This window comes from Rhizobium binxianense, from assembly GCF_028994275.1.
Lineage (GTDB): Bacteria > Pseudomonadota > Alphaproteobacteria > Rhizobiales > Rhizobiaceae > Rhizobium > Rhizobium binxianense.
The window spans coordinates 2,643,433-2,669,686 of record NZ_CP118713.1 but is presented as its reverse complement, the minus strand read 5'-3'; the positions used below and the strand labels follow the sequence as shown (position 1 = coordinate 2,669,686).

22 protein-coding genes, 1 other RNA gene and 1 pseudogene are annotated in these 26,254 nt (G+C 61.9%); 16 read left to right on the top strand and 8 right to left on the bottom strand.

Translation table 11 applies throughout. From position 1 onward, the window contains the following. Positions 1–14: 14 nt before the first annotated feature. The 7 genes from PO860_RS13235 (at position 15) to PO860_RS13205 (ending at position 8,783) form a co-directional block, all read left to right on the top strand. Positions 15–278 (top strand): antitoxin, encoded by a 264-nt coding sequence (locus PO860_RS13235; RefSeq protein ID WP_272782124.1) that lies wholly within the window; start codon positions 15–17, stop codon positions 276–278. Continuing rightward, positions 275–688 carry a type II toxin-antitoxin system VapC family toxin gene (locus PO860_RS13230; RefSeq protein WP_272782126.1) on the top strand — a complete coding sequence of 138 codons (414 nt, stop codon included), beginning with the start codon at positions 275–277 and terminating at the stop codon, positions 686–688. The genes PO860_RS13235 and PO860_RS13230 overlap by 4 nt, the downstream gene beginning before the upstream one ends. Before the next feature lie 178 nt (positions 689–866). Beyond that, complete coding sequence (locus tag PO860_RS13225) at positions 867–1,799, top strand: adenylate/guanylate cyclase domain-containing protein (RefSeq protein WP_273884229.1); 933 nt, start codon at positions 867–869, stop codon at positions 1,797–1,799. 255 nt (positions 1,800–2,054) lie between these two features. Next, the gene (locus PO860_RS13220) at positions 2,055–3,278 is read left to right on the top strand and encodes an efflux RND transporter periplasmic adaptor subunit (protein ID WP_183608225.1); all 1,224 of its coding nucleotides are present in this window, start codon (positions 2,055–2,057) and stop codon (positions 3,276–3,278) included. Continuing rightward, the gene (locus PO860_RS13215; protein WP_273884228.1) at positions 3,275–6,430 is read left to right on the top strand and encodes an efflux RND transporter permease subunit; all 3,156 of its coding nucleotides are present in this window, start codon (positions 3,275–3,277) and stop codon (positions 6,428–6,430) included. The genes PO860_RS13220 and PO860_RS13215 overlap by 4 nt, the downstream gene beginning before the upstream one ends. A gap of 269 nt (positions 6,431–6,699) precedes the next feature. Continuing rightward, on the top strand, positions 6,700–7,698 hold the full coding sequence (locus PO860_RS13210) for a flagellin N-terminal helical domain-containing protein (protein WP_273881102.1): 999 nt from the start codon (positions 6,700–6,702) through the stop codon (positions 7,696–7,698). A 419-nt stretch (positions 7,699–8,117) separates the two neighbouring features. Then, on the top strand, positions 8,118–8,783 hold the full coding sequence (locus PO860_RS13205) for a YiaD family glycine zipper/OmpA-like lipoprotein (protein ID WP_049733608.1): 666 nt from the start codon (positions 8,118–8,120) through the stop codon (positions 8,781–8,783). 229 nt (positions 8,784–9,012) lie between these two features. On the opposite strand, the gene PO860_RS13200 is transcribed toward PO860_RS13205, so the two are convergent. Next, positions 9,013–9,420, bottom strand: coding sequence for a DUF2000 family protein (locus PO860_RS13200; RefSeq protein WP_183608228.1), 408 nt, complete (start codon positions 9,418–9,420; stop codon positions 9,013–9,015). A 35-nt stretch (positions 9,421–9,455) separates the two neighbouring features. On the opposite strand from PO860_RS13200, the gene PO860_RS13195 reads away from it, so the two are divergent. Next, positions 9,456–10,334: an AraC family transcriptional regulator gene (locus PO860_RS13195; protein ID WP_272782130.1), complete on the top strand. Its 879-nt coding sequence runs from the start codon at positions 9,456–9,458 to the stop codon at positions 10,332–10,334. Here the strand turns inward: PO860_RS13195 and PO860_RS13190 are convergent. Both PO860_RS13190 and PO860_RS13185 read right to left on the bottom strand, forming a co-directional pair. After that, the gene (locus tag PO860_RS13190) at positions 10,331–11,425 is read right to left on the bottom strand and encodes an AbrB family transcriptional regulator (RefSeq protein ID WP_273884227.1); all 1,095 of its coding nucleotides are present in this window, start codon (positions 11,423–11,425) and stop codon (positions 10,331–10,333) included. The genes PO860_RS13195 and PO860_RS13190 overlap by 4 nt on opposite strands. 210 nt (positions 11,426–11,635) lie before the next feature. Then, on the bottom strand, positions 11,636–12,538 hold the full coding sequence (locus tag PO860_RS13185) for a LysR family transcriptional regulator (RefSeq protein ID WP_183608231.1): 903 nt from the start codon (positions 12,536–12,538) through the stop codon (positions 11,636–11,638). Positions 12,539–12,631: 93 nt separating this feature from the next. On the opposite strand from PO860_RS13185, the gene PO860_RS13180 reads away from it, so the two are divergent. From PO860_RS13180 to PO860_RS13170, 3 genes are all read left to right on the top strand, one after another. Then, on the top strand, positions 12,632–13,666 hold the full coding sequence (locus tag PO860_RS13180; RefSeq protein WP_183608232.1) for an aldo/keto reductase: 1,035 nt from the start codon (positions 12,632–12,634) through the stop codon (positions 13,664–13,666). Between the two features lie 267 nt (positions 13,667–13,933). After that, the gene (locus PO860_RS13175; protein ID WP_273881095.1) at positions 13,934–15,346 is read left to right on the top strand and encodes an FAD-binding oxidoreductase; all 1,413 of its coding nucleotides are present in this window, start codon (positions 13,934–13,936) and stop codon (positions 15,344–15,346) included. Positions 15,347–15,549: 203 nt separating this feature from the next. Next, a complete protein-coding gene (locus PO860_RS13170) occupies positions 15,550–19,242 on the top strand; it encodes an AsmA family protein (RefSeq protein ID WP_183608234.1) in 3,693 nt (1,230 codons plus the stop codon). Between the two features lie 12 nt (positions 19,243–19,254). Here the strand turns inward: PO860_RS13170 and PO860_RS13165 are convergent, their stop codons facing one another. The 4 genes from PO860_RS13165 to ssrA form a co-directional block, all read right to left on the bottom strand. Further along, positions 19,255–19,473 (bottom strand): ribbon-helix-helix domain-containing protein, encoded by a 219-nt coding sequence (locus tag PO860_RS13165; RefSeq protein WP_183608235.1) that lies wholly within the window; start codon positions 19,471–19,473, stop codon positions 19,255–19,257. 107 nt (positions 19,474–19,580) lie between these two features. Next, positions 19,581–19,775, bottom strand: coding sequence for a DUF4169 family protein (locus PO860_RS13160; RefSeq protein WP_275037873.1), 195 nt, complete (start codon positions 19,773–19,775; stop codon positions 19,581–19,583). Between the two features lie 51 nt (positions 19,776–19,826). Further along, on the bottom strand, positions 19,827–20,342 hold the full coding sequence (locus PO860_RS13155; RefSeq protein WP_047610856.1) for an SspB family protein: 516 nt from the start codon (positions 20,340–20,342) through the stop codon (positions 19,827–19,829). 128 nt (positions 20,343–20,470) lie between these two features. Continuing rightward, positions 20,471–20,833, bottom strand: a transfer-messenger RNA (tmRNA) gene (gene ssrA / locus PO860_RS13150). Positions 20,834–20,942: 109 nt separating this feature from the next. Between ssrA and PO860_RS13145 the strand changes: the two are divergent. Both PO860_RS13145 and thyA read left to right on the top strand, forming a co-directional pair. Continuing rightward, a pseudogene (locus PO860_RS13145) lies at positions 20,943–21,476 on the top strand (thymidylate synthase); the annotation flags it as partial. Between the two features lie 127 nt (positions 21,477–21,603). Beyond that, positions 21,604–22,518: a thymidylate synthase gene (thyA, locus tag PO860_RS13140; protein ID WP_126908060.1), complete on the top strand. Its 915-nt coding sequence runs from the start codon at positions 21,604–21,606 to the stop codon at positions 22,516–22,518. A gap of 134 nt (positions 22,519–22,652) precedes the next feature. On the opposite strand, the gene PO860_RS13135 is transcribed toward thyA, so the two are convergent. Beyond that, the gene (locus PO860_RS13135; protein ID WP_164740451.1) at positions 22,653–22,871 is read right to left on the bottom strand and encodes a helix-turn-helix domain-containing protein; all 219 of its coding nucleotides are present in this window, start codon (positions 22,869–22,871) and stop codon (positions 22,653–22,655) included. Positions 22,872–23,093: 222 nt separating this feature from the next. Between PO860_RS13135 and PO860_RS13130 the strand changes: the two genes are divergently transcribed. From PO860_RS13130 to PO860_RS13120, 3 genes are all read left to right on the top strand, one after another. Beyond that, entirely contained in the window at positions 23,094–23,408 is a 315-nt protein-coding gene (locus PO860_RS13130) for a hypothetical protein (protein WP_275037872.1), read from the top strand. Between the two features lie 120 nt (positions 23,409–23,528). Beyond that, positions 23,529–25,463, top strand: a complete 1,935-nt coding sequence (locus PO860_RS13125) for an AAA family ATPase (protein WP_275037871.1) — start codon at positions 23,529–23,531, stop codon at positions 25,461–25,463. Continuing rightward, entirely contained in the window at positions 25,463–26,233 is a 771-nt protein-coding gene (locus PO860_RS13120) for a metallophosphoesterase (protein WP_275037870.1), read from the top strand. Before PO860_RS13125 ends, PO860_RS13120 begins: the two co-directional genes overlap by 1 nt. Positions 26,234–26,254: the final 21 nt, after the last annotated feature.

The following is a 26,254-nucleotide window of genomic DNA, read 5'->3' as shown; positions in this document are numbered from 1 at the left end:
ATGCGGAGGCTATCGTGGCATCGAAAACGGCCAAGATTTTTACGACCGGCCGCAGCCAGGCGGTGCGGCTCCCTGCGGACTTCCGCTTCGAGGAGAGCGAGGTGTTCGTTCGTCGCGATCCGAAGACCGGCGATGTCATATTATCGCGCAAGTCGGATTCATGGGATGGCCTTTTCGAACTCCATGGGAGAGATCAGGTTCCGGACGATTTCATGGGGCCGGCCGATCGCAGCCAGCCTTCGCAGGATCATGATCCGTTCGAAGGCTGGAGGGAATGACGGCGTGGATGCTCGACACCAATATCGCCAGCCATGTCATCAAGGGCGATCGGCCGGAGATACTTAAAAGGCTGGCGGCGCTTCCGATGGACGAGATCGTCATCTCATCGGTCACGGAAGGGGAGTTGCTCTACGGTCTTGCCAAGCGTGGCTATCCGAAGGCGCTATCCGAGCGGGTCAGGCAATTCCTCCTCAGGGTCGATGTTCTCCCCTGGGATCACGACGTCACGCGAGCCTATGGCGATCTGCGCGCTGCTTGCGAAGTCAAAGGCGTGGCTCTGGCGCCCCTCGAGATGATGATTGCCGCCCACGCCGTCGCGACTGCCGCAACCCTCGTTACACGCGACAAGGCTTTTGCCCGCGTTTCGGAGCCTTTGAAGCTCGATGGCTGGGCGAATGAAGGAAGTTGAATCGTCCCGGCCGCCTCGCATACCTGGAAAACGCGGGTCGACGATCAGCAATTATCGGTGGCAACGAACACAAAGGCTTAGTAACTTACGGCCGTTGCAATCGCCTACGATCTCCTATCGACCAGTTTCAACCTTTGCAGCGATCTTTCCGGGACCGATAGCGCGGAGACGAGAGACCATGAGTGACACGCGGCGCAAGCTGACGACGATCTTCTGTGCTGACGTGCAGGACTATACCCGGCTGATGGGGGCTGACGAGGAGGGGACGCTTGCGGCGCTGAAGCGCTGCCGGGAGGCGATGGGGCGGCTGATCGAAAGCCATGGCGGCCGCGTCATCAATACCTGGGGCGATGGGCTGATCGCCGATTTCCCGAGCGTGGTCGAAGCGGTGCGCGCGGCCGTCGACACCCAGAACGAACTGGCGGGCTTCAACGCCCGCCGCCCGGCCGACGGGCGCATGCTCTTTCGCATCGGCATCAATCTCGGCGACGTGATCGTCGAAGGCGACGATCTTTATGGCGACGGCGTCAATATTGCGGCGCGGTTGCAGGCCTCGGCTGCGGCCGGCGGCATCGTCATATCCAGCACCGTTTACGACCAGGTCCGCAATAAGGTGGCGGTCGGTTTCGAGTTTCTCGGGCCGCTAATGGTGAAGAACGTCGATGAAGGCGTGCCGAGCTATGCGGTGAAGATCGGCGATGCCAGGGACGAGACGCCGCCTGCCGGAGGATACGGTCCGACGCGACCGCAGCCGCAGCCGCAGCCGCAGCCGATTATGCTGGGCGATATGGCCGAGGCAAGGCAGGCACCGGGCGGACGCAAGCTGTACGGCGTGCTCGGCGTCGTCGCCGCGGTTCTAATCGGCATCAATCTTCTATCGTGGCAGGGCGTTTTCTGGGCGCGGTTTCCGGTGCTTGCGCTTGCTGTCGTTGCGGCGCTCGCCTGGAACCGCGACCAGAGCCAGTTCAACCGCAAGATCACCTTGCTGGCGATCCTCGCGCTCGGCCTTGTCGGGATCAACCTTTTGACCTGGACGGGGCAGTTCTGGGCGGTATGGCCGATCCTCGGGATTGCGGCCGTCATGGGCCTGCGATGGTCGATGCGCCGATAGGCATCCAACCCGCATCGTCAGAGATTTGCCACCGCATCTCGCCCGAAAGCGGCGGCGTGAGTGTCCGTTCAAGCAAAAGTGAGCGACCGGGTTATTCCCATTCTTTGCTGATATTACAAATCGGTAATGCCGGCTGCTTATGCTTGCCGGTAAGCTGTAAACGCGCGATATTGTCGCATCAGACGGGGAATCTTGATCCCGCAGCGCCTCTTTCGACCGACCCTGGTCCAACCTCGAGTCCCTCCGGAGACGTGCATGGCCTTCTGGAAGCAGTTTATACTTTCGCTCATCGTCATTATTGCCGGCTTTGCCGCGTGGGTTTTTTTTGTGCCCGGCGCCGGCGATACGATGCGCGATGCAGGTATTCCAGACGGCATCGTTTCCAGAATCGCGCCGAAGGCTGAGGAGACGGCGGATGCCGACACGCCCACCCGGGCGCAAGGGCAGCAGCGTGGCGAGGGGCAGGGCCAAGGATCGGGACAGGGGCAGAACCGCCGCAATGGCGGCGGGCGCAACGGCGCCATTCTCGTCGCGACGCAGGCCGTGGTCCAGGGCGTCGTCAACGACCGACTGAACGCCATCGGCACGGGTGATGCGATCCGTTCGGTCGCGGTGACGGCGCAGGCATCGGGCACGATCCGCGAAATCCTCATCAAGTCGGGCGACAAGGTGAAGGCCGGCCAGGTGCTCGCCAAGCTCGACAGTGAGGAGCAGGTAATCGCTCGCGGCCAGGCGGATGTGGCGGTCAAGGCCGCCGTCGAGAAATCCAATCTCTATCACAACATCAAGTCCAGCGTGTCGCGCATGGACGTGTTCGATTCCGAGATCGCCGAGCAGGGGGCGCGGCTGCAGCTACAGGCGGCCGAGCTCAATCTCGCACGGCGCAACATTATCGCGCCGATCGACGGCATCGTCGGCATCGTGCCGGTCAACATCGGCGACAACGTCACGACAAGCATTCCGATCGTCACGCTCGACGATCGGTCGGAAATCCTCGTCGACTTCTGGGTGCCGGAGCGCTTCGCCAATACGGTGTCGGTCGGCCAGCCGGTCGAGGCGATGTCGGTGGCAAAGCCCGGACAGGTGTTTTCGGGCATGGTCGAGGCCGTCGATAACCGCATCGACGCGGCAAGCCGCACGCTTCGCCTGCGCGCCAAGATCGACAACAGCTCGGATGAGTTGCGCGCCGGCATGTCCTTCAGCGTCAGCATGAAATTTCCCGGCGATAAATATCCGGCCGTCGATCCGGTTTCCGTGCAGTGGGATTCTCAAGGGTCCTTCGTCTGGCTGGTCGACGACGACAAGTCGCGCAAGGTGCGGGTCAGCGTCGTGCAGCGCAACCCGGATTTCGTGCTCGTCAAAGCCGATCTCAAGGACGGCGACAAGATCGTGACGCAGGGCCTGCAGCGTGTGCGTGAGGGCGGGGCGGTGCGGGTGAGCGCCGATGTCGCCGCGAATGCGGGGGTCGCTACCCAATGAGCGTGACCGAGATTCATCAGGACAGAGCCTCGAGCAAGCAGAGTTTTACCGCGCTTTTCGTTCGCCGGCCGATCCTGGCGCTGGTGTTCAACACGCTGATGGTCGTCGCCGGCCTTGCGGCTTATGTCGGCGTTGAAGTGCGCGAACTGCCTGATGTCGACCGTCCCGTCGTCACCGTGCGCACCAGCTTCGACGGTGCGTCGCCGCAGACGATCGACCAGGAACTGACCAAGGTCATCGAGGGTGCTGTCGCCCGCGTCAGCGGCCTGAAGTCGATCTCGTCGACCTCGTCCTTCGGCCAGAGCAGGGTGACGCTGGAATTCTCGGATGCAATCGATCTCGCGGTTGCCGCCAACGACGTGCGCGACGCAATCGGCCGCATCACCCAGAACCTGCCCGACGAGGCGGATGCGCCGCAGATCGTCAAGGCGGATTCGGATTCCTCGGCGATCATGCGCCTTGCCGTCACCTCCACCAAGCTCAACATGGACGACCTGACGCAGCTGGTCGAGAACGAGGTGATCGATCGTCTCGCCTCCGTCGACGGTGTCGCCGACGTCGAGGAATATGGCGACCAGGAGAAGGTCTTCCGCGTCGATGTCGACCAGGGCGCGCTGGCGAGCCGCGGGCTGACCATCGGCGATCTGACGAAGGCGCTCGACAATGCCGCACTCGACGTGCCGGCGGGATCGCTGAAGAGCAATACGCAGGACATCGTGGTGCGCGCCACCGCCAACCTGCAGACGCCGGCAGATTTTTCCAACGTCATGCTGCAGGATCGCGTCCGGCTCGGCGACGTCGCGACGGTGACGCTCGGGCCGCGAGACGGCGAAACGGCGCTGCGCTCCAACGGCAAGCCGGGCATCGGCCTAGGCATCATCCGCCAGGCGCAATCGAACACGCTGAACATCTCGACCGGCATCAAGGCCGCCGTCGACCAGCTGTCGAAGACACTGCCGGAGGGAACGACGATCGCGATCACCAGCGACGATGCCGTCTTCATCCAGGGGGCGATCCACGAGGTGGTGCTGGCCCTGGTGCTTGCCGCCGTCATCGTCACCGCCGTCATCTATCTCTTCCTCCGCGACTGGCGGGCGACGCTGATCCCGGCGGTCAGCATGCCGGTGGCGCTGATCGGCACGCTGGCGGCGATCTACATGGTCGGCTTCTCGATCAACATCCTGACGCTGCTGGCGATCGTGCTGGCGACCGGCCTCGTCGTCGACGACGCGATCGTGGTGCTCGAAAACATCGTGCGGCGGCGCGCCGAGGGCATGGGGCCGCGCGCGGCCGCGGTGCTCGGCACGCGCGAGGTGTTCTTCGCCGTTATCGCCACGACCGCGACTCTGGCGGCCGTCTTCATTCCGCTCTCCTTCCTGCCGGGGCAGGTCGGCGGCCTCTTCCGCGAATTCGGCTTCGTGCTTGCCTTTTCGGTCGGGCTGTCGTCGCTCGTGGCGCTGACGCTCTGCCCAATGCTCGCCTCGCGCATGCTGACGAAGCCGATGCTCGAGGATCACGGCGTACTCGGCCGCTTCGGCGGGGCGCTTGCCGATCTCTATAAATGGGCGCTGCATGGCTGCCTCAACGCGCCCTTCGTCGTCATCCTGTTTTCGGTGACCTTCGCCGGTGCGGCTGTTATCGCCTTTTCCACCGTCAAGAGCGAGCTGACGCCGGAAGAAGACCGATCGATGGTGATGATGCGGCTGACGACGCCGCAGGGATCGAGCCTCGAATATACCCGCGACAAGATGCAGCTCGTCGAGGAATATCTGCAGCCGCTCGTCAATAGCGGCGACATCCGCAACGTCTTCTCGATCTCCGGCCAGGGCGGCTCCTTGAATAGCGGTTTCATGGTGCTGACGCTTGCCCCCTGGGGAGAGCGGCACAGGACGCAGGCGGAGATCGTCGGCGACATCAATCAGGCGGCCGCCAAGGTGCCGGCACTGCGCGGCAACGCCATCTCCTCCAACAGCCTGCGCATCCGCGGTGCCGGCAGCGGTGTGCAGATGGCGCTGATCGGCAATGATCACGAGGCGCTGACGGCGGCGGCGGCCAAGCTGGTTCAGGCGCTCGACGCCACCGGCCAGTACGACACGCCGCGCCTGACCAACGAGCCCAGCCAGGCGCAGGTGTCGGTGGCGATCGACCGCGAGCGCGCTTCCGATCTCGGCATCGACATCACCGGGCTTTCGACGGCGATCCAGTCGCTGCTCGAAGGGCGCTCGGTGGTCGACGTCTTTGTCGACGGCGAATCCTATCCCGTGCTTCTGACCTCGACGACGCGGCCGATCGACGACCCGACCGACCTCGAGAACGTGTTCCTGAAGACCGGCGACGGCAAGATCGTGCCGATGTCGGTCATCGCCACGATGAAGGAAGGCTCGGTCGCGCCGCAGCTCAACCGCGAGCAGCAGCTTGCTTCCGTGGCGATCACCGCCGGCCTGAAGAATGGCATGTCGCTCGGCGACGCCGTCAAACAGGTGACGGAACTTGCCGCGCCGCTGCTGCCGGCGGGATCGCGCCTGTTGCCACTGGCGGAAGCGGCAACGCTTGAAGAGAATTCGAGCGGTATGGCGCTGACCTTCGGCTTTGCCATCGTCATCATCTTCCTGGTGCTGGCCGCGCAGTTCGAAAGCGTGCTGTCCTCGCTGATCATCATGTCGACAGTGCCGCTTGGTCTTGCCTGCGCTGTCTTCGCGCTTGTGATCACCGGCTCCAGCCTCAATATCTACAGCCAGATCGGCCTCGTGCTTCTCGTCGGCGTCATGGCGAAGAACGGCATCCTGATCGTCGAATTCGCCAATCAGCTGCGCGACCGGGGCGAGGACGTGCGCTCCTCGATCGAGAAGGCCTGCGCGCTGCGCCTTCGCCCTGTCATGATGACGATGATCGCCACCATCCTCGGCGGCGTGCCGCTGGTCTTTGCCCATGGTGCGGGCGCGGAAGCGCGCGTCGCGCTCGGTTGGGTGATCGTCGGCGGTCTCGGCTTTGCGACGTTGGTGACGCTGTTCATCACGCCGGTCGCCTATCTGCTGCTCGCCCGCTTCGCCAAGCCGCATGCCCACGAGGAAGCGCGCCTGCACGAGGAGATGGCGGTCGCTACCCGGCCGCGCACGGCCCCCGACGAGGAGCAGCTGCAGGCTGCCGAATAAGGCTTTTATCCGATTTTGCAACGCCGCCCGACTTCGTCCGGCGGCGTTTCTTATGGTGTATGAAACCTTGAAAAATACGATGAATTACTTCTGGAGTTTTGCCGTTTGTTAAGCATAAACGGCAATGATCGTCCCAGACACCGACTGGTCTTCTTCGTTTCTTGAAGGCCGCAGCGCTGGAGCGCCAGCGACCCCGGACATGAGCGTCCGCGCGGCACGGTTCATTTTTGTACAGTTTGCGTCTGTTGTGTTTTTGGAGTCTGGTTCCTGTGAGTATTTATCAGCGCGTTTCCGTGGACGCGGCGCTTCATGTGCTGCGCGATATCAATCGGAACATGACGGTCACGCAAAACCACGTCACGACCGGTATGCGTGTTGCAAAAGCCAGCGACAATGCCGTCTACTGGTCGGTCGCCACCACGGCGCGAACCGACAACAAGGCGATATCGGCGGTCCAGGATGCGCTCGGCATGGCCGCGGCGACGATGGGAACGGCCTATACCGGCGTTCAGAACGTCATCGACGTCGTCTCCGAGATCAAGGCCAAGCTGGTTGCCGCGACCGAAGACGGGGTCGACAAGAACAAGATCAACGAAGAGATCAGCCAGCTGCAGGAGCAGCTGCGCAGCGTGTCGGAATCGGCGACCTTCAACAGCGACAATTGGGTGATCCTCAACAACGACGCGACGCCGACGCAGCCGCGCCAGATCCCGGCCTCCTTCATCCGCAACGCCGATGGCACGGTCTCTGTGGGCATGCTGAGCTACCACATCGACACGACCCCGGTCGGTGCCACGTCCTCCAAGGATGCGCGTTACCTGATCGACGATCGCGCGACCGGTACGGGCGAATACGGCGTGCTGACCTCGGACCATTTCGCCACCGAACTCGGCGCCTCGCAGAACTACGTGCTGATGACGAGCAAGAACGGCACGACCACGGGCCAAGTGGTGATCTCGCTCTCGTCAAGCACGACGGAGGGCCAGGTCAGCGAAATGATCAGCGTCGTCGACGCCGCGCTGTCGCAGCTGACGACGGTCGGCTCGGCCTTCGGCGCATTGGAAAAACGCATCAACCTGCAGAACGACTTCGCCACCAAGCTGCACGACAACAACACCGCCGGCATCGGCCGGCTCGTCGATGCCGACATGGAGGAGGAGTCCAGCAAGCTCAAAGCGTTGCAGACGCAGCAGCAGCTCGGGCTGCAATCGCTGAACATCGCCAATGCGACCTACGACACGGTCAGGCAGCTGTTCCAGAATTTCTAATTGTTGTGCCTTGCAGCTGCGTCTTCCGTTTGGCGAGCCGCAACCTCCGGCCCTATCCTGAGCCCCGCAAGGGCCTAGAAGGACGGGGCCGGCCACCGGCGCCCAGGTGATATCGGCATGTAGCCCGCAGTCACCAGTCATCCGCCCTCGTCGTTCGAGACGGCTGCGTTTGTCGCTGCAATCGACTCACCGGATCGATTTGCTCCGCTCCGCGGGCCGTTCCTCACCATGACGACTTATCGTTGTGCTTGCTGCCCATAAGCTTGGTCGAGTTGCCAAAACTGGTGATATCTGCGCATTCCCGCAACATGGCTTCTGTTTCGGCGCCTGAAATTCCCCTATCAAGAGTGCATCTTCATTTTCTTGCCGCAATCCTTGCCATTTGCTCGCATCAGCTTTGAACGGAGACCGTCCTGTCCATGATCAAGAAATTCGTACTTCTGGCTGTTGCCGCAAGCTATCTCAGCGCCTGCACGACGACCGATCCCTATACCGGTGAACAGAAGGTTTCCAATACGGCGGGTGGTGCGGCACTTGGCGCCCTCGGCGGTGCTCTCGTCGGCGTGGCTGTCGGCGGCGGCGGCCACGGCAAGCGCAATGCAGCGCTGATCGGCGCCGGCGTCGGCGCACTCGCCGGTGGTGCGATCGGCAACTACATGGACCAGCAGGAATCCGAGCTTCGCGCCCAGCTCGAAGGCACCGGCATTTCGGTGACCCGCAACGGCGACAACATCATCCTCAACATGCCCTCGAATATTACCTTCGACGTCGACCAGGATGCGGTGAAGCCGGGCTTCTATCCGACGCTGAATTCGGTGGCGATCGTGCTGCGCAAGTTCAATCGCACGCTGATCGACGTCAATGGCCATACGGATTCGACCGGCAGCCTGCAGCACAATCAGGATCTGTCGCAGCGCCGCGCGCTTTCGGTTGCCGATTATCTCGGCGGTCAGGGCATCGACCAGCGCCGCGTCTCCGCCGTCGGCTTCGGCCCGTCGCAGCCGGTTGCCTCCAATGCGAGCGAGGCCGGCCGCGCGCAGAACCGCCGCGTCGAGATCCAGATCGCTCCGATCACGCAGGGCTGATCCTAGGCTTTTCAAGACAACAGGAAGGCCGGGTCATTACCCGGCCTCTATTTGTTGACAGAGCTTGTTCTTCACGTGACGTCATCCTCGGCCTTGTGCTGCGTTGTGCTGCCTGGTACCGAGGATCTGCTGCACCAACTGCAGATGCGCGGGACAAGCCCGAGCATGCCGTAAGAGTCCGAGTTCGTCGGCATTCTGAGGCCGGGTTATTGCCCGGCCCAACGTTACGTCAGTGCTGCAACGTTGCGCCCTTGGTGATCTTGTCGACGATTCTCTTTTCGGCGCGTAGCGCAATGCCGACGACCTTGGCGTCTTCGGGCGCATATTCGGCAAAGACGGCGCGGTTGGCGGTGTCGTGGCCGGTTGCAAACATCTCCTCGATGAACAGCGAAGCGGTGACAGCGCGCTCCAGCGCGCGGCGGTGGATGGCCGACATCGTCGCATCGTCGGCGGAAAGCACGATGATCGGCTGGATCGACAGCGGATTGTAGAGATTGCCGACGCGGTCCTTGTAGGGTTCGCCGATGATTTCGGGATGGCCGCCGGCGACGCCGGTCATCAGGAAGGCGGTGACGTTCAGCTTCTGCCAACCGGCAAGATTGTTTCGCAGGACGACGGCAATTTTGGTATCAAACATCGGATGGTCTTTCACCTCTCAACGGGACATGGAGTTTGAGCCAGGATCTACATCCGCAAGTCTTCGAAGGTCTTGAACGTTTGTGCGTGGTGCGATCCGGCAACGGCATCATGACGGCGCCGGCCTTTCCCGGCATCGAGCGCATCGGGGCGCAGTTCTCGGGCAATGCCTTCGAACCGCACCGGCATGATACCTATGCGCTCGGCGTGACGCTGAAGGGCGTGCAGACCTTCCGCTATCGCGGCGAGCGGCGTTTCAGCCTGCCCGGGCAGGTGATCGTGCTGCATCCCGATGAGGAGCACGATGGCGGGGCGGGGACCGAGGACGGTCTGCAATACCGGATGCTCTATCTCGAGCCGTCGCTGCTTCTCGAATGCCTGGAGGCGGACGGTGTCGGCCTGCCTTTCGTCGAAGATCCCGTGATCGGCGATCCGGCGCTGGCGGGTGTGCTGCTTGCCGCACTCGGCGAACTCGATCGCGAGCTGGACGAGCTTTTCGTCGACGATTTTGTTAGCCAGGTGACCGGCGGGCTGTCACGGCATGCGCACCTGCCGCGCCGGTCTCTCGGAGGCGTCGCCTGGCGGCAGGCGCGGGCGGCGCGGGATTATCTCGAAGCGCACGCAACGCGGGCGGTGCGTTCCCTGGAACTAGAGGCGGTGACGGGGCTCGATCGTTTCGCGCTGTCGCGGCACTTTCGGGCGGCCTTCGCCACCAGCCCGCACCGCTACCTCCTGATGCGGCGACTGCAGCAGGCACGGGCGATGATCGGCGCGGGCGAGGGGATTTCGGACGCGGCGGCGGCCACCGGCTTTGCCGACCAGAGCCACCTCAACCGGCATTTCAAGAAGGCCTACGGCATGACGCCAGGCCAGTGGGTAGCGTTGGCGCACAACGCCGGATGTGCGGCGTTTTAGGCCGGGTTCTCCGCAAGGCCGGAGCGGCGGGCGATGAAGCGGGCGAGCGTCGGGCCGATCATCAGAATGACAAGAAAGCGGCCGGTCTGCATCGCCATGACGAAGGGTACGTCGACATCGCTGGAGGCGGCGATGATGGCGACGGAATCGGCGCCGCCGGGGCTGGTCGCGAGATAGGCCGTCAGCGGATCGATGCCAGCGAAGACATGCAGTGCTGCCGCCATGCAGCCGCAGAGCGCCATCAGCAACACGATGCAGGCGGACACCCGCGGCAGGGCGCGCGCCACGTGCTTGAGGGTCGAGCGGGTGAAACGCAGGCCGATGCTCCAGCCGACAAGCGCATAGGCGATGGCGAGCAGCCACATCGGCAGCTCGATCTTCAGGAGGCCCGTGCCCTGCAGGAAGGCGCCGAGAAAGAGCGGCGCGATGATCGTGCCGCCCTGGATGCGCAGGCGCCGGACGCCATAGGCACAAATGGCCGCAAAGGCCATGGTCGCCGTAAAGGCCGGCCAGTCTACTTCGGGGAAGAGGATGAGTGGCGGCGGCGCGGCGCCGTCGGCGGCCACCCAAAGGCGCGAGATCACCGAGGCGCCGACAGCGACGAAGACGACGCGCAGATATTGCATGAAGGCGACGAGGCGGGCATCGGCGCCATAGGCCTCCGACATGATGACCATGGCCGAAGCACCGCCCGGCGAAGAGCCCCAGACGGCGGTCGTTCCCGGCAGAACCTGCCAGCGCGTCAGCAGCCAGCCGAGGCCGGTGGCGACGGCGATGACCGAGAAGATGAACAGCAGGAAGAGCGGCGCGTCCTTCGCCATGGTGCCGAGAATGTCGGGAGTGATGGTGCGCGCCATCATCAGGCCGACGAGGACCTGGCCGAACTGCAGCGGCCAGCTGGGAATGCGAAGCTTTCCCTTGCCGACCGTCAGCGCCAGCAGGATGGCCGCAGCCATCGGCCCGATCAGCAGCGAGGCGGGCAGAGCGAAAAGTTCGAGGAAGACAACAAGCGCTATAGAAAGCGCCAGCAGCAGCGCCCATTTCGGCAGGCCGGCATCGCGCAGCAGGCGGCGTGCGTCGCTGAATGACATGATCCCCGTATCTTTCCCGGCCGGTGCCAAGCCCTGAGGCTGAAGATGGGAGGAAGCTCCGGCATGACTAGGAGAGGCCGGCTGCAAGGGCCGGCCGGCGCGGGTTTTGTATAGGTAGGTGCGAGGCGCAGGGTCAATTGCAAAATCTGACGTCGTAGCGCCCGGGAATGCGAATTTGATTCAAACGGTCGCTTTAAGTCATTGTATCTATTAGAGACGCACGTGGCTGACGAGGAAATCGAGCAGGGCGCGCACGCGCGCCGGCAGCGGGCCGCCCTGGCCCATATGGAGGGCGTAGAATTCTTCGCGATCACCGGGATTGGCCTCTTCGAGCACCGGCACGAGGCGGCCTGCATCGATGTCGGCGCGCACGGTGAAGGCCGCGAGGCGGGCAAGTCCGGCGCCGGATAGTGCGAGATGCCGCATGGCTTCGCCGTCTCCCACCTGGACGCCAGGGGTGATCGGGATCGTCACCGTTTCGCAGTCTTCGCGCAGCGGCCAGCCTTCGACGGCCCGGGCATAGGAAAAGCCGATGCGGCAATGGCGGCGTAGATCGGCCACCGCCAGCGGTTCGCCGTGACGCTTGAGATAATCCGGCGACGCGACGATGATCTTGCCGGTGGCGCCGAGCTTGCGGGCGATCAGGCTGGAACTCTTCAACGGGCCGGTGCGGATCGCGACGTCGGCGCGCTCCTCCATCAGGTCGACGATCCTGTCGGTATGAGAAATATCCAGCGTCACGGCGGGATGAAGCGCCATGAAGGCCGGCACGAGCGGCGCCAGCACATGGTTGCCGAAGGAGCCGCTGGTGTTGATGCGGATGCGGCCGGCGGCTTCTTCGCCGGTCGAGGCGTGGCGTTCGGCCTCGGCGATATCGGCCAGGATGGCGATGCTGCGCTCATAGAAGGCGCAGCCTTCCGGCGTCAGCTGCAACCTGCGGGTCGAGCGGTTGACGAGGCGGGCGCCGAGGCGCGTCTCCAGCCGGGCGACGAGCTTGCTGACCGCCGACGGCGTCATGCGCCGGGCGCTTGCGGCAGCCGAAAAGCCGCCGCGCTCGACGACGCTGACGAAAACTTCCATTTCGCCGGAGCGGTTGATGTCCTGACGGCTCATGATGAATTCAGGTCACAGATGAAGTGCTGACAGGCAATCTATATCACCAGGCAACCAAGGTCTATCTGATGGGAAACCGAAGGAGACAAATCCATGGAATACAGAAATCTCGGTGCATCCGGCCTCAGGGTGCCGGTTTTAAGCTTCGGCGCCGGCACATTCGGCGGCAGCGGCCCGCTATTCGGCGCCTGGGGCAATACCGATGCCGAAGAGGCGCGGCGGCTGGTCGACATCTGCCTGGAAGCGGGCGTCAATCTGTTCGATACGGCCGACGTCTATTCGGGCGGCGCTTCCGAGGAGGTGCTCGGCCAGGCGATCCGCGGCCGGCGCGATGCCGTGCTGATCTCGACGAAGACGGCGCTGCCGATGGGCGAGGGGCCGCAGGATTGGGGAGCGTCGCGGGCGCGGCTGATCCGCGCCATCGAGGCTGCCTTGCGCCGGCTCGGAACCGACTATATCGACCTCCTGCAACTTCATGCTTTCGATGCCTCGACGCCGGTGGAAGAAGTGCTGTCGACGCTCGCCGGGCTCGTTACGGCAGGCAAGATCCGCTATGTCGGCGTTTCCAATTTCGCCGGCTGGGAGCTGATGAAGTCGCTCGCCGCGGCCGAGCGCCGGGGCTATCCGCGTTACGTCGCCCATCAGGTCTATTATTCGCTGGCGGGGCGCGATTACGAGTGGGAGCTGATGCCGCTCGGCGCCGACCAGGGTGTCGGCGCCCTCGTCTGGAGCCCGCTTGCCTGGGGACGGCTGACCGGCAAGATCCGCCGCGGCCAGCCGCTGCCGGAGGCAAGCCGGCTGCACCAGACGGCGCAATACGGTCCGCCTGTCGACGATGAGAAGCTGTTTGACATTGTCGAGGTGCTGGACGCCATCGCAACCGAGACCGGCCGGACGGTGCCGCAGATCGCCATCAACTGGCTGCTCGGCCGGCCGACGGTATCGAGCGTCATCATCGGCGCCCGCAACGAGGCGCAGCTCAGGCAGAATCTTGGCGCGGTCGGCTGGAGCCTGTCGAAGGATGAGATCGAGAGGCTCGACGCCGTCAGCACTGTGACGGCGCCCTATCCCTATTTCCCCTATCGGCGGCAGGAGGGTTTTGCGCGGCTCAACCCGCCGATCGTCTGAGGTGCCGGGGACGGCGGAGCTGTGTATAGCGACCGGTTTACAACAAAGGGGGAATGAAATCTTCTGCCAATCTTAACTGGACAGCCGCTTTGACTTGCCGCATACCCAGCCTGCTGCATAATTCCTTAAACCGGAATCGATTTAAGGATGAAATTATCCAGCAATTTTAAAGTTCTACAGCGTCCTTTGCGCGTCTGAAAGGATGCGCGGCGCTGTAGCCTGCGGGACATGATGTGGTTTCTGCGGAATGGCAGGGAGATCGAAGGGATGGCGCTGAAGGACGCAAAGGCCGGCACACGCAACGAGGCGGGTATCACTGCCGTGCTCGGCATTCTCAAGCAGAGCTTCGGCGAGTGCTTCCAGACCGGCCAGTCCTTCCGCGAACAGCATGCCCACACGACCACCTATATCCCGCCGCAGCTGCCGGACGGGGTGCTCTTTGCCGAGAGCGCCGAGGACGTGAAGGCGGCGGTCAAGGCCTGCGCTGCCCACAAGGTGCCGGTGATCGGCTTCGGTGTCGGCACCTCGCTGGAGGGCCAGGTCAATGCGCCGAACGGCGGCATCGCAATCGATTTCAGCCGCATGAACCGGGTGCTCGAGGTCAATCCAGAAGATCTCGACTGCACCGTTGAGCCGGGTGTCACACGCGAGGCGCTGAACATCCATCTGCGCGATACCGGCCTGTTCTTCCCGATCGATCCCGGCGCCAATGCTTCGATCGGCGGCATGGCCTCGACGCGGGCCTCCGGGACCAATGCCGTGCGCTATGGGACGATGAAGGACAATGTCCTTGGCCTCACAGTGGTTACCGCCAATAGCGAGGAGATCCGCACGGCCCGGCGCGCCCGCAAATCCTCGGCCGGCTACGATCTGACCCGGCTCTTCGTCGGCGCCGAGGGCACACTTGGCATTCTGACCTCGGTGACGCTGCGCCTACAGGCGATCCCGCAGAAGATCGCCGGCGGGGCCTGCGCCTTTCCGAGCATCAAGGCCGCTTGCGATGCCGTCATCATGACGATCCAGATGGGCATTCCGGTGGCGCGCATCGAACTGCTCGATACGGTGCAGATGCGGGCCTGCAATGCCTATTCCAAGCTTTCCTATGCCGAAAGCCCAACGCTCTTCCTCGAATTCCACGGCACCGACGAGACGGTGCCGCTACAATCGGCAGCCTTTGGCGAGATCGCGGCGGAATGTGGCGGCGGCGAATTCCTCTGGACCGCCAATGCCGAGGAGCGGACGAGGCTGTGGAAGGCGCGCCACGATGCCTATTGGGCCGCAAGGGCGCTGGCGCCCGGGCTTGCCGCACTTTCGACTGATGTGTGTGTTCCGATATCGAGGCTTGCCGATTGCGTTTCCGAAACGCAGGCGGATATCGAGGCGCACGGGCTGCTGGGACCGATCGTCGGCCATGCCGGCGACGGGAACTTCCATGTGCTGCTGTTGTTCGACGACAAACGCGCCGAAGACATCGCCATGGCCGAGAGCTTCGTGCAGCGGCTCAACCGGCGGGCGCTCGACATGGACGGGACATGCACCGGCGAACACGGGATCGGGCAAGGCAAGATGGCGTTTCTGGAACAGGAGCTCGGGGGCGCCGTGGATTTGATGCGACAGGTGAAACAGGCGCTCGATCCGGACGATATCTTCAATCCCGGCAAGATTTTCCACCGTGGCTGAAAGCGGAATATTCTCATGAAGTTGGGCCTTGCCCCCGGCATGAATAGCGCTAGAACAGGATTCGGATTTAGGCTGGTCGGGCATAAATCCGAATCCTGTTCTCAATTAAAGAGTTAGAGCATGATGTCGTCCGAAAACCCCGCACACTTTTCGGCATCATGTTCTAGTGTCGGCAACAGAATCCCGAATGGAGACTCCTTGCATTGGTAGGCCGGTTCCTCGTCTTTCTGGGGGGAGTGATCGTCGTAGTGCTGTTTATGGCACTGCTTGCGCCGCTATTCATCGACTGGACGGACTTCCGCAAGAATTTCGAGGATCAGGCGAGCCGTATCATCGGTAAGAAAGTCACCGTCTTCGGCACGGTGGATGCGCGCCTGCTGCCGTTTCCGTCGGTGACGCTGCATGACGTTCGCGTCGGCCAGGAAGCGGACGGCACGCCGATCGTCAAGGTCGAGCAATTCTCCATGGATGCGGAGCTCGCGCCCTTCCTGTCGGGTGAGGCGCTGATCTTCGACATGCGCGTCGTCAATCCGAAGGTGCGCCTGAGATTGCTCAAGGACGGCACGCTCGACTGGATGCGCGGCAGCCGCGCCGAAATACCGGCGAAAACCGTCGTTCTCGAAAACGTGCATGTCAATGGCGGCGAAGTCGAGTTCATCGACGACCAGTCGGGCCGCTCACGCCGCATCACTGGCCTCAATGCGGAAATGTCGGCCAAGTCGCTGGCCGGCCCCTGGCGCATCGAGGGCGATGCGGCGCTCGACGGCGAGCATGGCAGCTTCTCGATCTCCAGCAGCCAGCCGGACGAGAAGGGCGTGCTGCGCATGCGCACGAAGCTTTCGCCGGACAAGCACCCCGTCAGCGTCGATCTCGACGGCGAGCTGAAGCTCGTCGACAGCAAGCCGAACTATCAGGGCCAGCTTTCGGCCGCGATCGAGACCCGCAACAGCGCCAGGCCCGCCAACAAGAACGAGCAGCCGCCCCGCGTCAAGGGCCGCTTCGAGCTCACCAACGAGCGCATCCGGATTCCCGAATACCGGATGGAGATCGGCCCGACCGACGATCCCTATGTCATAACGGGAGAAGCGACGCTCGATACCGGCAATGCGCCGGAATTCCTGTTGACTGCCGACGGGCAGCAGATCGACGTCAACCGCCTCGGCAATCAGGGCGCGGCCGGCAAGACGACGCGCGATCCGGCGGTTTCGGCACGCCAGCGGCTGAGTTCACTGATCGATGTCATCGGGCAGGTGCCGATCCCGCAGGTGCCGGGCAAGGCGAGCGTCAAGCTGCCGGCGATCGTCGCCGGCGATACGACGCTGCGCGACGTCCAGCTGGAGTTGGAGCCGGCCGGTACCGGCTGGATGATCGACAGTGCTACCGGTACGCTGCCGGGACGCACCCAGGTCGAAGGCAAGGGTAAGCTCCTGCTCAAGGGCGAGCCCTCGTTCAATGGCCAGATCGTGGTAGCCTCCAGCCAGCCGACCGGGCTTGCCTCCTGGCTTGCCGGCTCGGTCGATCCCGCCATCCGCCAATTGCGGCAGGCCGGTTTTTCCGCCAATGTCAGCCTGACGCATGAATTGCAGCGTTTCGAAAATCTCGAGATTGCCATCGGACCGGCGACGCTGAAGGGCCGGCTGGAGCGGCAGGCGATCTCCGGCCAGACCCCGACCCTGTCGGTGGCGCTGAACGGCGATACGCTCGATCTCGACGCGCTGCAGGCGCTGAGCGGGCTTATGACCGGGCAGGATGCCGGCGACAACGTGCTCGACCACAAGATCGCCGCCCAGCTCAAGGCAGACAAATTCACGGCCTTCGGCGTCGAGGCCGAGAATGTCGAGACCACCTTCACTATCGCCGATGGGGCGCTGGCCGTCGACCGGCTGTCGATCAAGAATATCGCAGGCGCCGAACTGACGGCAACGGGCAGGGCGGAAGGCTCGCTGCTCGACTACAAGGGTGCGGGTGAGATCACCTTCAAATCGGCCGATCCCGGCGGCTTTTTCACCATGCTGCGCGAGCATCTGCCGCATCATCCGGTGCTCGATCGGTTGGTGCGCAATGCGGGTTGGTACGGCAATACGGCGCTGCGCGGCGCATTGACGCTCGGCGGCGACGAGGGCAATGCGTTGACGGTGACGCTTGCCGGCGTGTCGAACGGCAGCCGCGTCAATCTCGATTACCGCATGTCCGACCTCCTGGCGCTGACCGGTAACGGTACCACGAGCCTCGAGGCGACGCTCGAAAATGCCGTGCCATCAATCCTGTTCGGCCAGGCCGGGCTCGACCCGCTGCCGGTCGATGTCGGCGCCAACGGCCGCCTGACGCTGAAGGTAAAGGCATCGGACAACGATCCCGCCGATGCTGCGTTGACCTTTGCCACCGACCGGACCTCGTTCACCGCCAATGGCAAGGTCGATGTCCGGCCGGAGACTTTCATGAACGGCAAGATCGCGCTTTCGCTCGACAGTGCCGATATCGACCCCTATCTCATCATGAACGGGATCGCCCTGCCGCAGACGGGAACCGGGCTGCCGTTCGGTCTGCAGGTCAATGCCCGCGTCGATAGCGACAAGATCGTCTTTTCCGATCTCAAGGGCCATGCCGCCGACAACGACTTTTCAGGCGCACTGAGCTTCGACCGGAAGGCTGCGAAAACGACCGCCAGCGGCGAGCTGACACTCTCCAAGGCGGATGCCGGCTGGCTTGGCGAGGCGGTGTTCGGCCAGATCGTCGATCCCGCCAATGGCGCGCTGACGACGGCGCCCCTCGGGCTGCCGGTCTTCAAGGACCTTGACGTCAACGTGAAACTGACGGCCAAGCAGTTCTGGCCCGGCCTGCCGGAAACGGCGGTGTCCGACTTCACCAGCAACGTCGCCTATAAGGGCGACGAGCTGCAGCTCAACGATATGGCCGGCAACTGGGACGGCGGAAAGCTCTCCGGCAATCTGCTGTTCACCAATGCCGACGGCACCGGTTTCCTGCAGACGAAGCTTGCGCTTGCCGATTCCGATCTTGCCGGCGTCGTCTGGCTGCGTGACGGCGCACCGATTGCCAACGGCAAGTTCGGCCTGTCGCTTTCGATGGAGGCTTCGGGCAAGACGGTCGGCGAAATCGCCAGCTCGCTTAACGGTTCTGGCGAACTGAGGCTCGGCGATACCAGCATACGCGGGCTGAACCTTGCCATCCTTGCGCCGCTGCTTGCCGCGACCGATACGATGCAGGAGCAGATCAACGCCGGCAAGGTGCATCCGATCGTCGAGACACTGCTCAGCAATGGCGAGGCGAAGCTGCCGCCGCTCGGCATCCCGTTCAATATCACCGACGGGACACTGCGCGTGCAGAATGTCACCGTCGCCAACGATCTCGCCCGCATCACCGCCGATGCGCAGATCGTGCTGCCGGAGGAGCGGATCAGCGCCACGCTGGGCGTTGGGCTCAATCCCCGCACGGAGGCGCTTTCCGGCGCCGAACCGGCGCTCAGGCTGAATTTTTCCGGCATGCTGCCGTCGCCCGGCAAGACGATGGATGTGACCGATATCACCAGCTATCTGTCGCTGCGCGCCTTCGAGCGCGAGCGGCGGCGCGTCGAGCGGCTGCAGGCGATCGTGCTCGAAAAGCAGCGGCTGCGCCGCGAGGTGTCGCTCTACCGGTTCAACGACGCCGAGCGAGTCAAGGCGGCCGAAATCGAGCGACAACGACAGGCGGAGGAAGAGCGGCTGCGCGCATTGGCGCAGGCAGCGGCCGAACAAAAGGCCGCGGCCGAGGCGGAAGCCAAGGCGAAGGCTGAAGCGCAAGCGAGAGCCGCCGCGGAAGCAGAGGCGGCGCGGCGCGCCGAGCAGGCCCAGCCGGGCCAACTCAACTTCGACCAGTTGCCGGGTGTTCAGGCGCAATAAGCCAGGCGGCTGTCAAGACCGGCCGTCGGCCTTTACCCAGGCGAGGACATGGAGCCGCAGAGCCGAGGACAGGTTGCTGTCGGCAGGACGGTGGTCGTCGATTTCGGAAATCAGGGTGGCAAGCGGCATCGAACGGCCTGCGGCGATCGTCTTCAACTCGTCCCAGAACTCATCCTCCAGCGAGAAACTGGTGCGATGGCCGTGCAGTGTCGCCGAATGCTTGCGGATCATGAAGGACTGTTTCGCGTTTCGATCGGACTCAAAGATCGATTCAAGGCGACCGTGCAAGTGGTTGATCGCAGACTCCATTCCGGCTCTTCAAGCAGTCGGCGAAACCCTCACGCGCCGTCGTCATCCGTCTCGATCCGGCCGTCGCGATGAGCCTTGTCGGCCTTGTCGTTCAGGCTGCGGGTCAGCTGCTTTTCAGCCTTGGTGCGGCCGAAGGAAATGCGGTTCTGCTCGGCCTTCTTCTCCTTTTCGGAGCGGGCCTGCTTTTTGCGGAACTGGCGCAGATTGATGATTTCGGCGCTCATGCGGTTGCCTGAATTCCCTATGAAAAAGGGAGGCTTGCCCTCCCCTTCAAATCACTGCTTCTTGCGGAAGGAGTCGAGCGAGACGACCGAGCCCGGCTTCTTCTCTTCGCCGTCGGCGGGTTTTGCGCCCGCTGCGTCATCGGGCTTTGCGGCCGCATCGACAGGATAGGCGGTGATTTCACCGGACGGCAGCTCTTCGCCATCGGCGAGCGGCACGTCGAATTCGAGCTCGAAATTGACCGAGGGATCGTAGAAGCCGCGGATCGCATTGAACGGGATCACCAGCTTTTCCGGAACGTCCGAGAAGGAAAGGCCGATCTCGAAATGCGTTTCGGTGATCTTCAGGTCCCAGAACTGATGCTGAATGACGATGGTCATCTGCTCGGGATATTTCGACTTCAGATGCTGGGAGATGCGCACGCCGGCAGCACCCGTGAGGAAGGTGATGAAGAAGTGATGATCGCCGGGCAGACGGCCCGTCGCTCCGACTTCCGCCAAAACCTTGCGGATGACGCCGCGAAGTGCATCCTGTGCCAGAATGTCGTAGCGGATATGATCCTGCCCCATGCTTTTCCTGTCTTTCGTCGGTTCGGAAGTCTTTTCACACGGTTATATGCCACGTCCGGGCGCCTTGGGAAAGACCGGAGCCGAGTCACGTTTTTCAGCAGCATACATGATTTCGGCGGCAGGGAGAAGGTGAAGGCTTCTGTTGCCAGGTGCCTTCGGACCCCGCCTAGAGGTGCGAACCACTAGGACTTTGATTGAAGTGTCACACCGCGATTAAGCAGCGAGACGAGCTTCCGCATAGTTGTCGTTTGCAACTACAATTTTAGCCCGATAACGGCGGTACAATGCCGAGCAAAAAGACGATCTTTACACCCTTGTCGATCCTGTTTCGCCCCCATCAAAAGCCGGCCTTTAAGGCCGCCGGTTTTTGGTGGAGGCGCCGGGTACCGCCCCCGGGTCCAATAGGTTTATTACACCGCTCATTTATCGCCATAGCCGGCCCGAAAGCCGGCAAGGCTGATATAGTGGTTTCCTCAGCCCAAGGAAAGGGCAAACGTCATAAAAGCGTTATGCGCACCATCAGAAACATTGGGAAAATGCCTGCCGGTGATTGGTTTCCTGTGGCTGGAGGCTTAAATTAGCCGAAACGGAATCAGCGACATGAAGCAATATCTCGATCTCCTCGCCCATGTGATGGAAAAGGGCTCCGACCGGGGCGACCGCACCGGCACCGGCACGCGCTCGGTCTTCGGCTATCAGATGCGCTTCGACCTCCAAGAAGGCTTTCCCGTGCTGACCACGAAAAAGCTGCATCTGCGCTCGATCATTCACGAGCTTTTGTGGTTCCTGAAGGGCGAGACGAATATCCGCTATCTCAAGGAAAACGGCGTTTCGATCTGGGACGAATGGGCCGATGAAAACGGCGATCTCGGGCCGGTCTACGGCGCCCAGTGGCGTTCCTGGCCGGCACCGGACGGGGGCCATATCGACCAGATCGCCAATCTCGTCAAAGGCATCGTCAACAATCCGAATTCGCGCCGCCATATCGTCTCGGCCTGGAATCCGGCCGAAGTGGACGAGATGGCGCTGCCGCCCTGTCATTGCCTGTTCCAGTTCTACGTGGCCGACGGCAAGCTCTCCTGCCAACTCTATCAGCGCTCGGCCGACATCTTCCTCGGCGTGCTACCATTTTCCGCGATGTTAATCAGTACCGTGGTACGAACCTCTTGGAATAAAACAGTTAAATTGTTTGTTGGAATGGTACCGGTACCATTAGCCGCAGTCAATTAAGCCCCACTATAAACCTTATTGGATATCGCGTATGAGCCAACATCCCGAGACCCAATATCTCGATTTGATCAGGCACCTCGTCAAATACGGTGATCGCCGCATGGACCGCACGGGGACGGGCACCCTTTCGACGGTCGGAGCCATGATGCGGTTTGATATGTCAGGCGGCGCGTTCCCAGTTTACACCACGAAGCGCGTTTTCTGGAAAACCGCGGTGAAGGAGATGCTGTGGTTCCTGACCGGGCAGACGAATATCCAGTCGCTTCTGCGGGAGAACGTCCGGATTTGGACAGACTGGCCGCTGGCGGCATATCGGAAAGCAACCGGCGAGGAAATTTCACAAGAGGATTTTGAGGCGAGCATCGTCGCAGACGATGAGTTCGCCTCGAAGTGGGGAGACCTCGGTCCCGTTTACGGGAAGCAATGGCGACGTTGGCTCGGTGCTGACGGCAAGGAATACGATCAGGTGGCCGAAGTCATCGCCACCCTGAAGACAAACCCCAGTAGTCGACGAATGCTGTTCCACGCCTGGAATGTGCCTGAGCTCGGTAAGATGGCTTTGCCGCCGTGCCACATGACGTATCAGTTTTATGCGTCCGGCTTGAGGCGGGAAGAACCCCCGAAGCTTTCGCTGATGGTCAATCAGCGGTCCTGCGATATTGGACTGGGAAATCCGTTCAACATCTGCCAGCAGGCGGCGCTGTTGGCCATGGTTGCCCAGCAAGTGGACATGACGCCATCGGAACTCATTTGGGTCGGCGGCGATGTGCATCTTTACCTCGATCATATGGAGATGGCCGAGACGCTGCTATCACGGGAGCCCAGACCGTTCCCAACGCTGAAGCTGACCCGCAAGCCCGCTAGCATCGACGATTACAAGATAGAAGATTTCGAAGTAGTCGGATACGACCCGCATCCTGCGATCGAAGCGCCGGTAGCGGTTTAACTCGGCAGACCTCGCCAAGCGACTAGCGTACAGCGAATTGCTTGGAGTGAATCAAGAGCGCGCATTGGGCTACCGTTGCCCCATGTGTTATCGCCTCTATTTGCGGTCAGTCGGCCTGATTGTGGTCAAGAGGGCTAAATCGTCTTTATGCCGGAGTTGGGCTTCGACGGTTTCCACCGCACGCCGGCCCCTTCGAGTTGGCTGGATTCGACGTTCGCCGCGATAAACTGGATTTTCTGTTCATCGAAAACACGGCGGAGCTTCTCGTTTGCTCTTGCCGTGATCTGCTGTTTTCCTAATTCGAAATCGCTCAACGCCTTCTGGGTGATACCCGCCTTCTTGGCGAGATCCACTTGATTCATCCCAATGAGCGCTCGCGCGGCTCGTATCAGATCGCCTGTCAACAAAGTCGTCATTACCTGCAGAAACGGGTTATCGCGAGGTAAGTCAAAAAAGACGTAAAATACGTTTTAAATGACTTGAAATACGTTAATAAAGATGTAATCAAAGACGTCGACCGGGCGGGATCGAGAGGCGATTCTCGTAAGTTCGCAATCTGGATTACGGAGATAAACATGAGAGCGACCCAGAACGGTATCTTCCTCGGCGACGATCGCCAGGCATTGGTCGCGAAGCTTCAGTCTCTCGTCGCGGATTTGTCGGCAAAAGACTTTCCGCACCCGTCGAGCATTCCGGTGATGATCGACGGATGGAAAGTCAGTAGGCGAGAGGTCCCGTGTCTTCTAGGAAGCGCGTTTGGCCATCCCAAAATCATCGACGGCCACGCGTCCATTTCGTCTGAGCTTTTCTACTTCGATCCCGACCACAGGATCGCTCGAACAATGTCGCGATGGTATCGCCTCGGCACACCTGCCAATCCGCAAATATAGCGATCGGCCGCCCGGCCGCCGCATTACGCGGTGTGGGGTCCATAATTTCGATCGCTGGATTACCTCTTAGCAACCGATGCGTTTCGGAGCGCATTGCCGTGCGTCAAAGGAGTTGAACGCTTGCCGACATTAAAGCACGCCTTGGCGCTCTGTATCGTCAATCGACTTCTCAGGCCGTGGAGCGATCAGGCGGATACCAAATTCCTGGCAACCATCGTTGTCGCGATCGAAGGATTTGCGGACGCTATCGAGGCGGCTTGCGAAGCCTTCCTGCACAGTAAAGCGAAAACCGGGAGTTTCCCGGGCGGCCGCAATGCGGTCGTGGAACAGATCACGGAACCGAAAAAGCAACGAGCCCTGTTGGCAAGGGCTCAGGAGCCCAGAGCGCTCGTATTGATATTCAGGGACGAGAAGCAGGTCCCCTTTCAAATCCGAGAATTCGCGGACGTGTACCATGTCGTCGACGAGCTTGACCCACGCATTGTGAAGGCCGCGATTCACCAAGCGTTCGCAACCAAGGTCTCGTTTACAGACGCACAATTCATCACCAAACAACCGCTTGACGATGTCTTGGTGGCGTTTCGGAGCGGGAGGCCGGTCGAGCGGTCCCTGCGACTGTTGAGGGAAATGGATGAGAAGCGACAAGCCGCGGCAAAGAGAACGAAGTCGATCCTCCTGGAGGAACTCCATGGTTACGGGCAGGCCAAGCTTTGGGGTCTTGAATTAGCCCGCGACCTTTCTCGCTATCGACGTGGCGAGATCGCGTGGACGGACGTCGAGCCAGGACTGTTACTGTCCGGTCCATCCGGTGTCGGGAAGACTCGGTTCGCCGAGACCCTCGCGACCACTTGCGGCGTGCCCCTGATCCACGGCTCCTACGCGCGATGGCAAAGCGCAGGGCATCAAGGGGAGATGCTTGCCGCGATGCGCGAAGCCTTCGAAATGGCGAAAGCCGCAGCACCGGCCATATTGCTCGTCGATGAGCTCGACAGCTTCGAGTCGCGGGCGATCGAGGATAGCCACTCGCGGACTTATACCCGCCAGGTCGTAAACGGTTTTCTCGAGTGCCTGGACGGAGCGGCCCAGAGATCGGGTGTTATCGTTATCGGCACCACGAATCATCCCGAAATGATAGACCCCGCGGTCCTTCGACCAGGGAGGTTTGATCGGCACATCGCACTTACGCTTCCGGACGCAGCGGCCCGGCTTGCCATCTTGCGGCAGTACATCCCGGCGGTCATCCCGAGTTCGCAAGAGACGCGATTGATTGACGAGACGGAAGGGATGTCAGGCGCGGAGCTGGAGCAGCTGGCGAGAGCAAGCCGGCGTCGAGCAAGAGGCTTGAACCGGGCGGTTGTTGTCGACGATTTACTAGCATGCCTGCCGGAGACGCAGATCGTTCCTCCTGACCGACTGGCAATCCTGTCGATCCACGAGGTCGGACATGCGATTGTCGCCCTAGCTTTCGGCCGAACCATCGAAACGATCAGGATCGCCGACCGCTATCGCGTGGACGCTGGTCAAGGCTTCGACTTGGGAACCGTCCGCCTCGAAAACGACGGCCTCCGCCGCACCGCTCGAACCTATCACAGGGACATATGTGTCGCTTTGGCGGGAGTGGCCGCAGAGATCGAGCTCGTGGGCGAGCATGGCGATGGCGCGTCCGGCCATCCGGATGCGGATATCAATAAGGCGACGTATCTGGCCACCCTTGTCGAGGGCGTCCTCGGTTTCGGTGAGACGCTAGTCGTCGAGCACAGCCCGTACGATTACAACGAGCTTTCGAGGTTACGGTTGAAAAGCCCGCACTTGTGGGCGCGCGTGGACCGATTGTTGGCATCCCGGATGCGCGAGACGCGAAAGATGATCGCTGAAAATCGGCCGGCGATCGAGGCACTCGCGGCAGAGCTCACCGTTCGTAAAACGATGACCGGAACGGAGGTCTCGGAGTTCTTGAAGTCGGCAGACTATGTGGTCGTCGCCGCGACGGAAATCGCGCAGGAGAAACACGACGACGTAGGCGCGCGGCAACCGCGACTGGAGAGGGTAAACTGATGAAGCTATGGATTTTGTCCGATCTCCACCTGGACATGAGCGAGCTTGGCAAACTCGATATTCCGGAAGCCGACGTCTGCGTCGTCGCTGGCGATATTTTCACTCGGGGTGTCGTGCCGAGCCTTCGTTGGCTCGACGACCGCATCGCCACCCACATGCCAGTCGTTTTCGTAGCCGGCAACCACGAGTTCTATCACAGCGGGATCGTGCAGGGCCACATCGCCGCAACCCGCTACGATGCAAGGGGAGACCTCTACTATCTCGAGAACGGCTGCGTGGAAATCAACGGGGTTGTTTTCGCCGGCGCAACGCTCTGGACGGATTTCGATCTGTTTGGACCGGACTGGTCGCAAAAGGGAATGCAAAACGCCACCGACGCGATGAACGATTTCCGGCTCATTGCCTTCGGTGATGAACCGTCGCAGCGCTTCAAACCGATACACTCGTTGAAAATCCACCACGAAAGCCGCCGTTTTCTGGAGAGTGTGCTTGCGAAATATCGAGATCGGAGAGTTGTCTTCGTGACACATCATGCTCCCAGCATGCTCTCGGTCGAAGAAAAATATCGGACCGACCTGCTGACGACAGCGTTCGCATCGAACCTCTATGACCTGATGGCACCTGGCGGTCCAATTCTTTGGATACACGGGCACGTCCATCACTTCGTCGATTACACGGTCAACGACACGCGAGTGATCGCCAACCCGAGAGGGTATCCCCGAGAAGAATGCTATCGGCAATTCGACCGAGGTTTCGTGATCGAAGTCTGACCCGCGGGAAGCCTGGCTCCA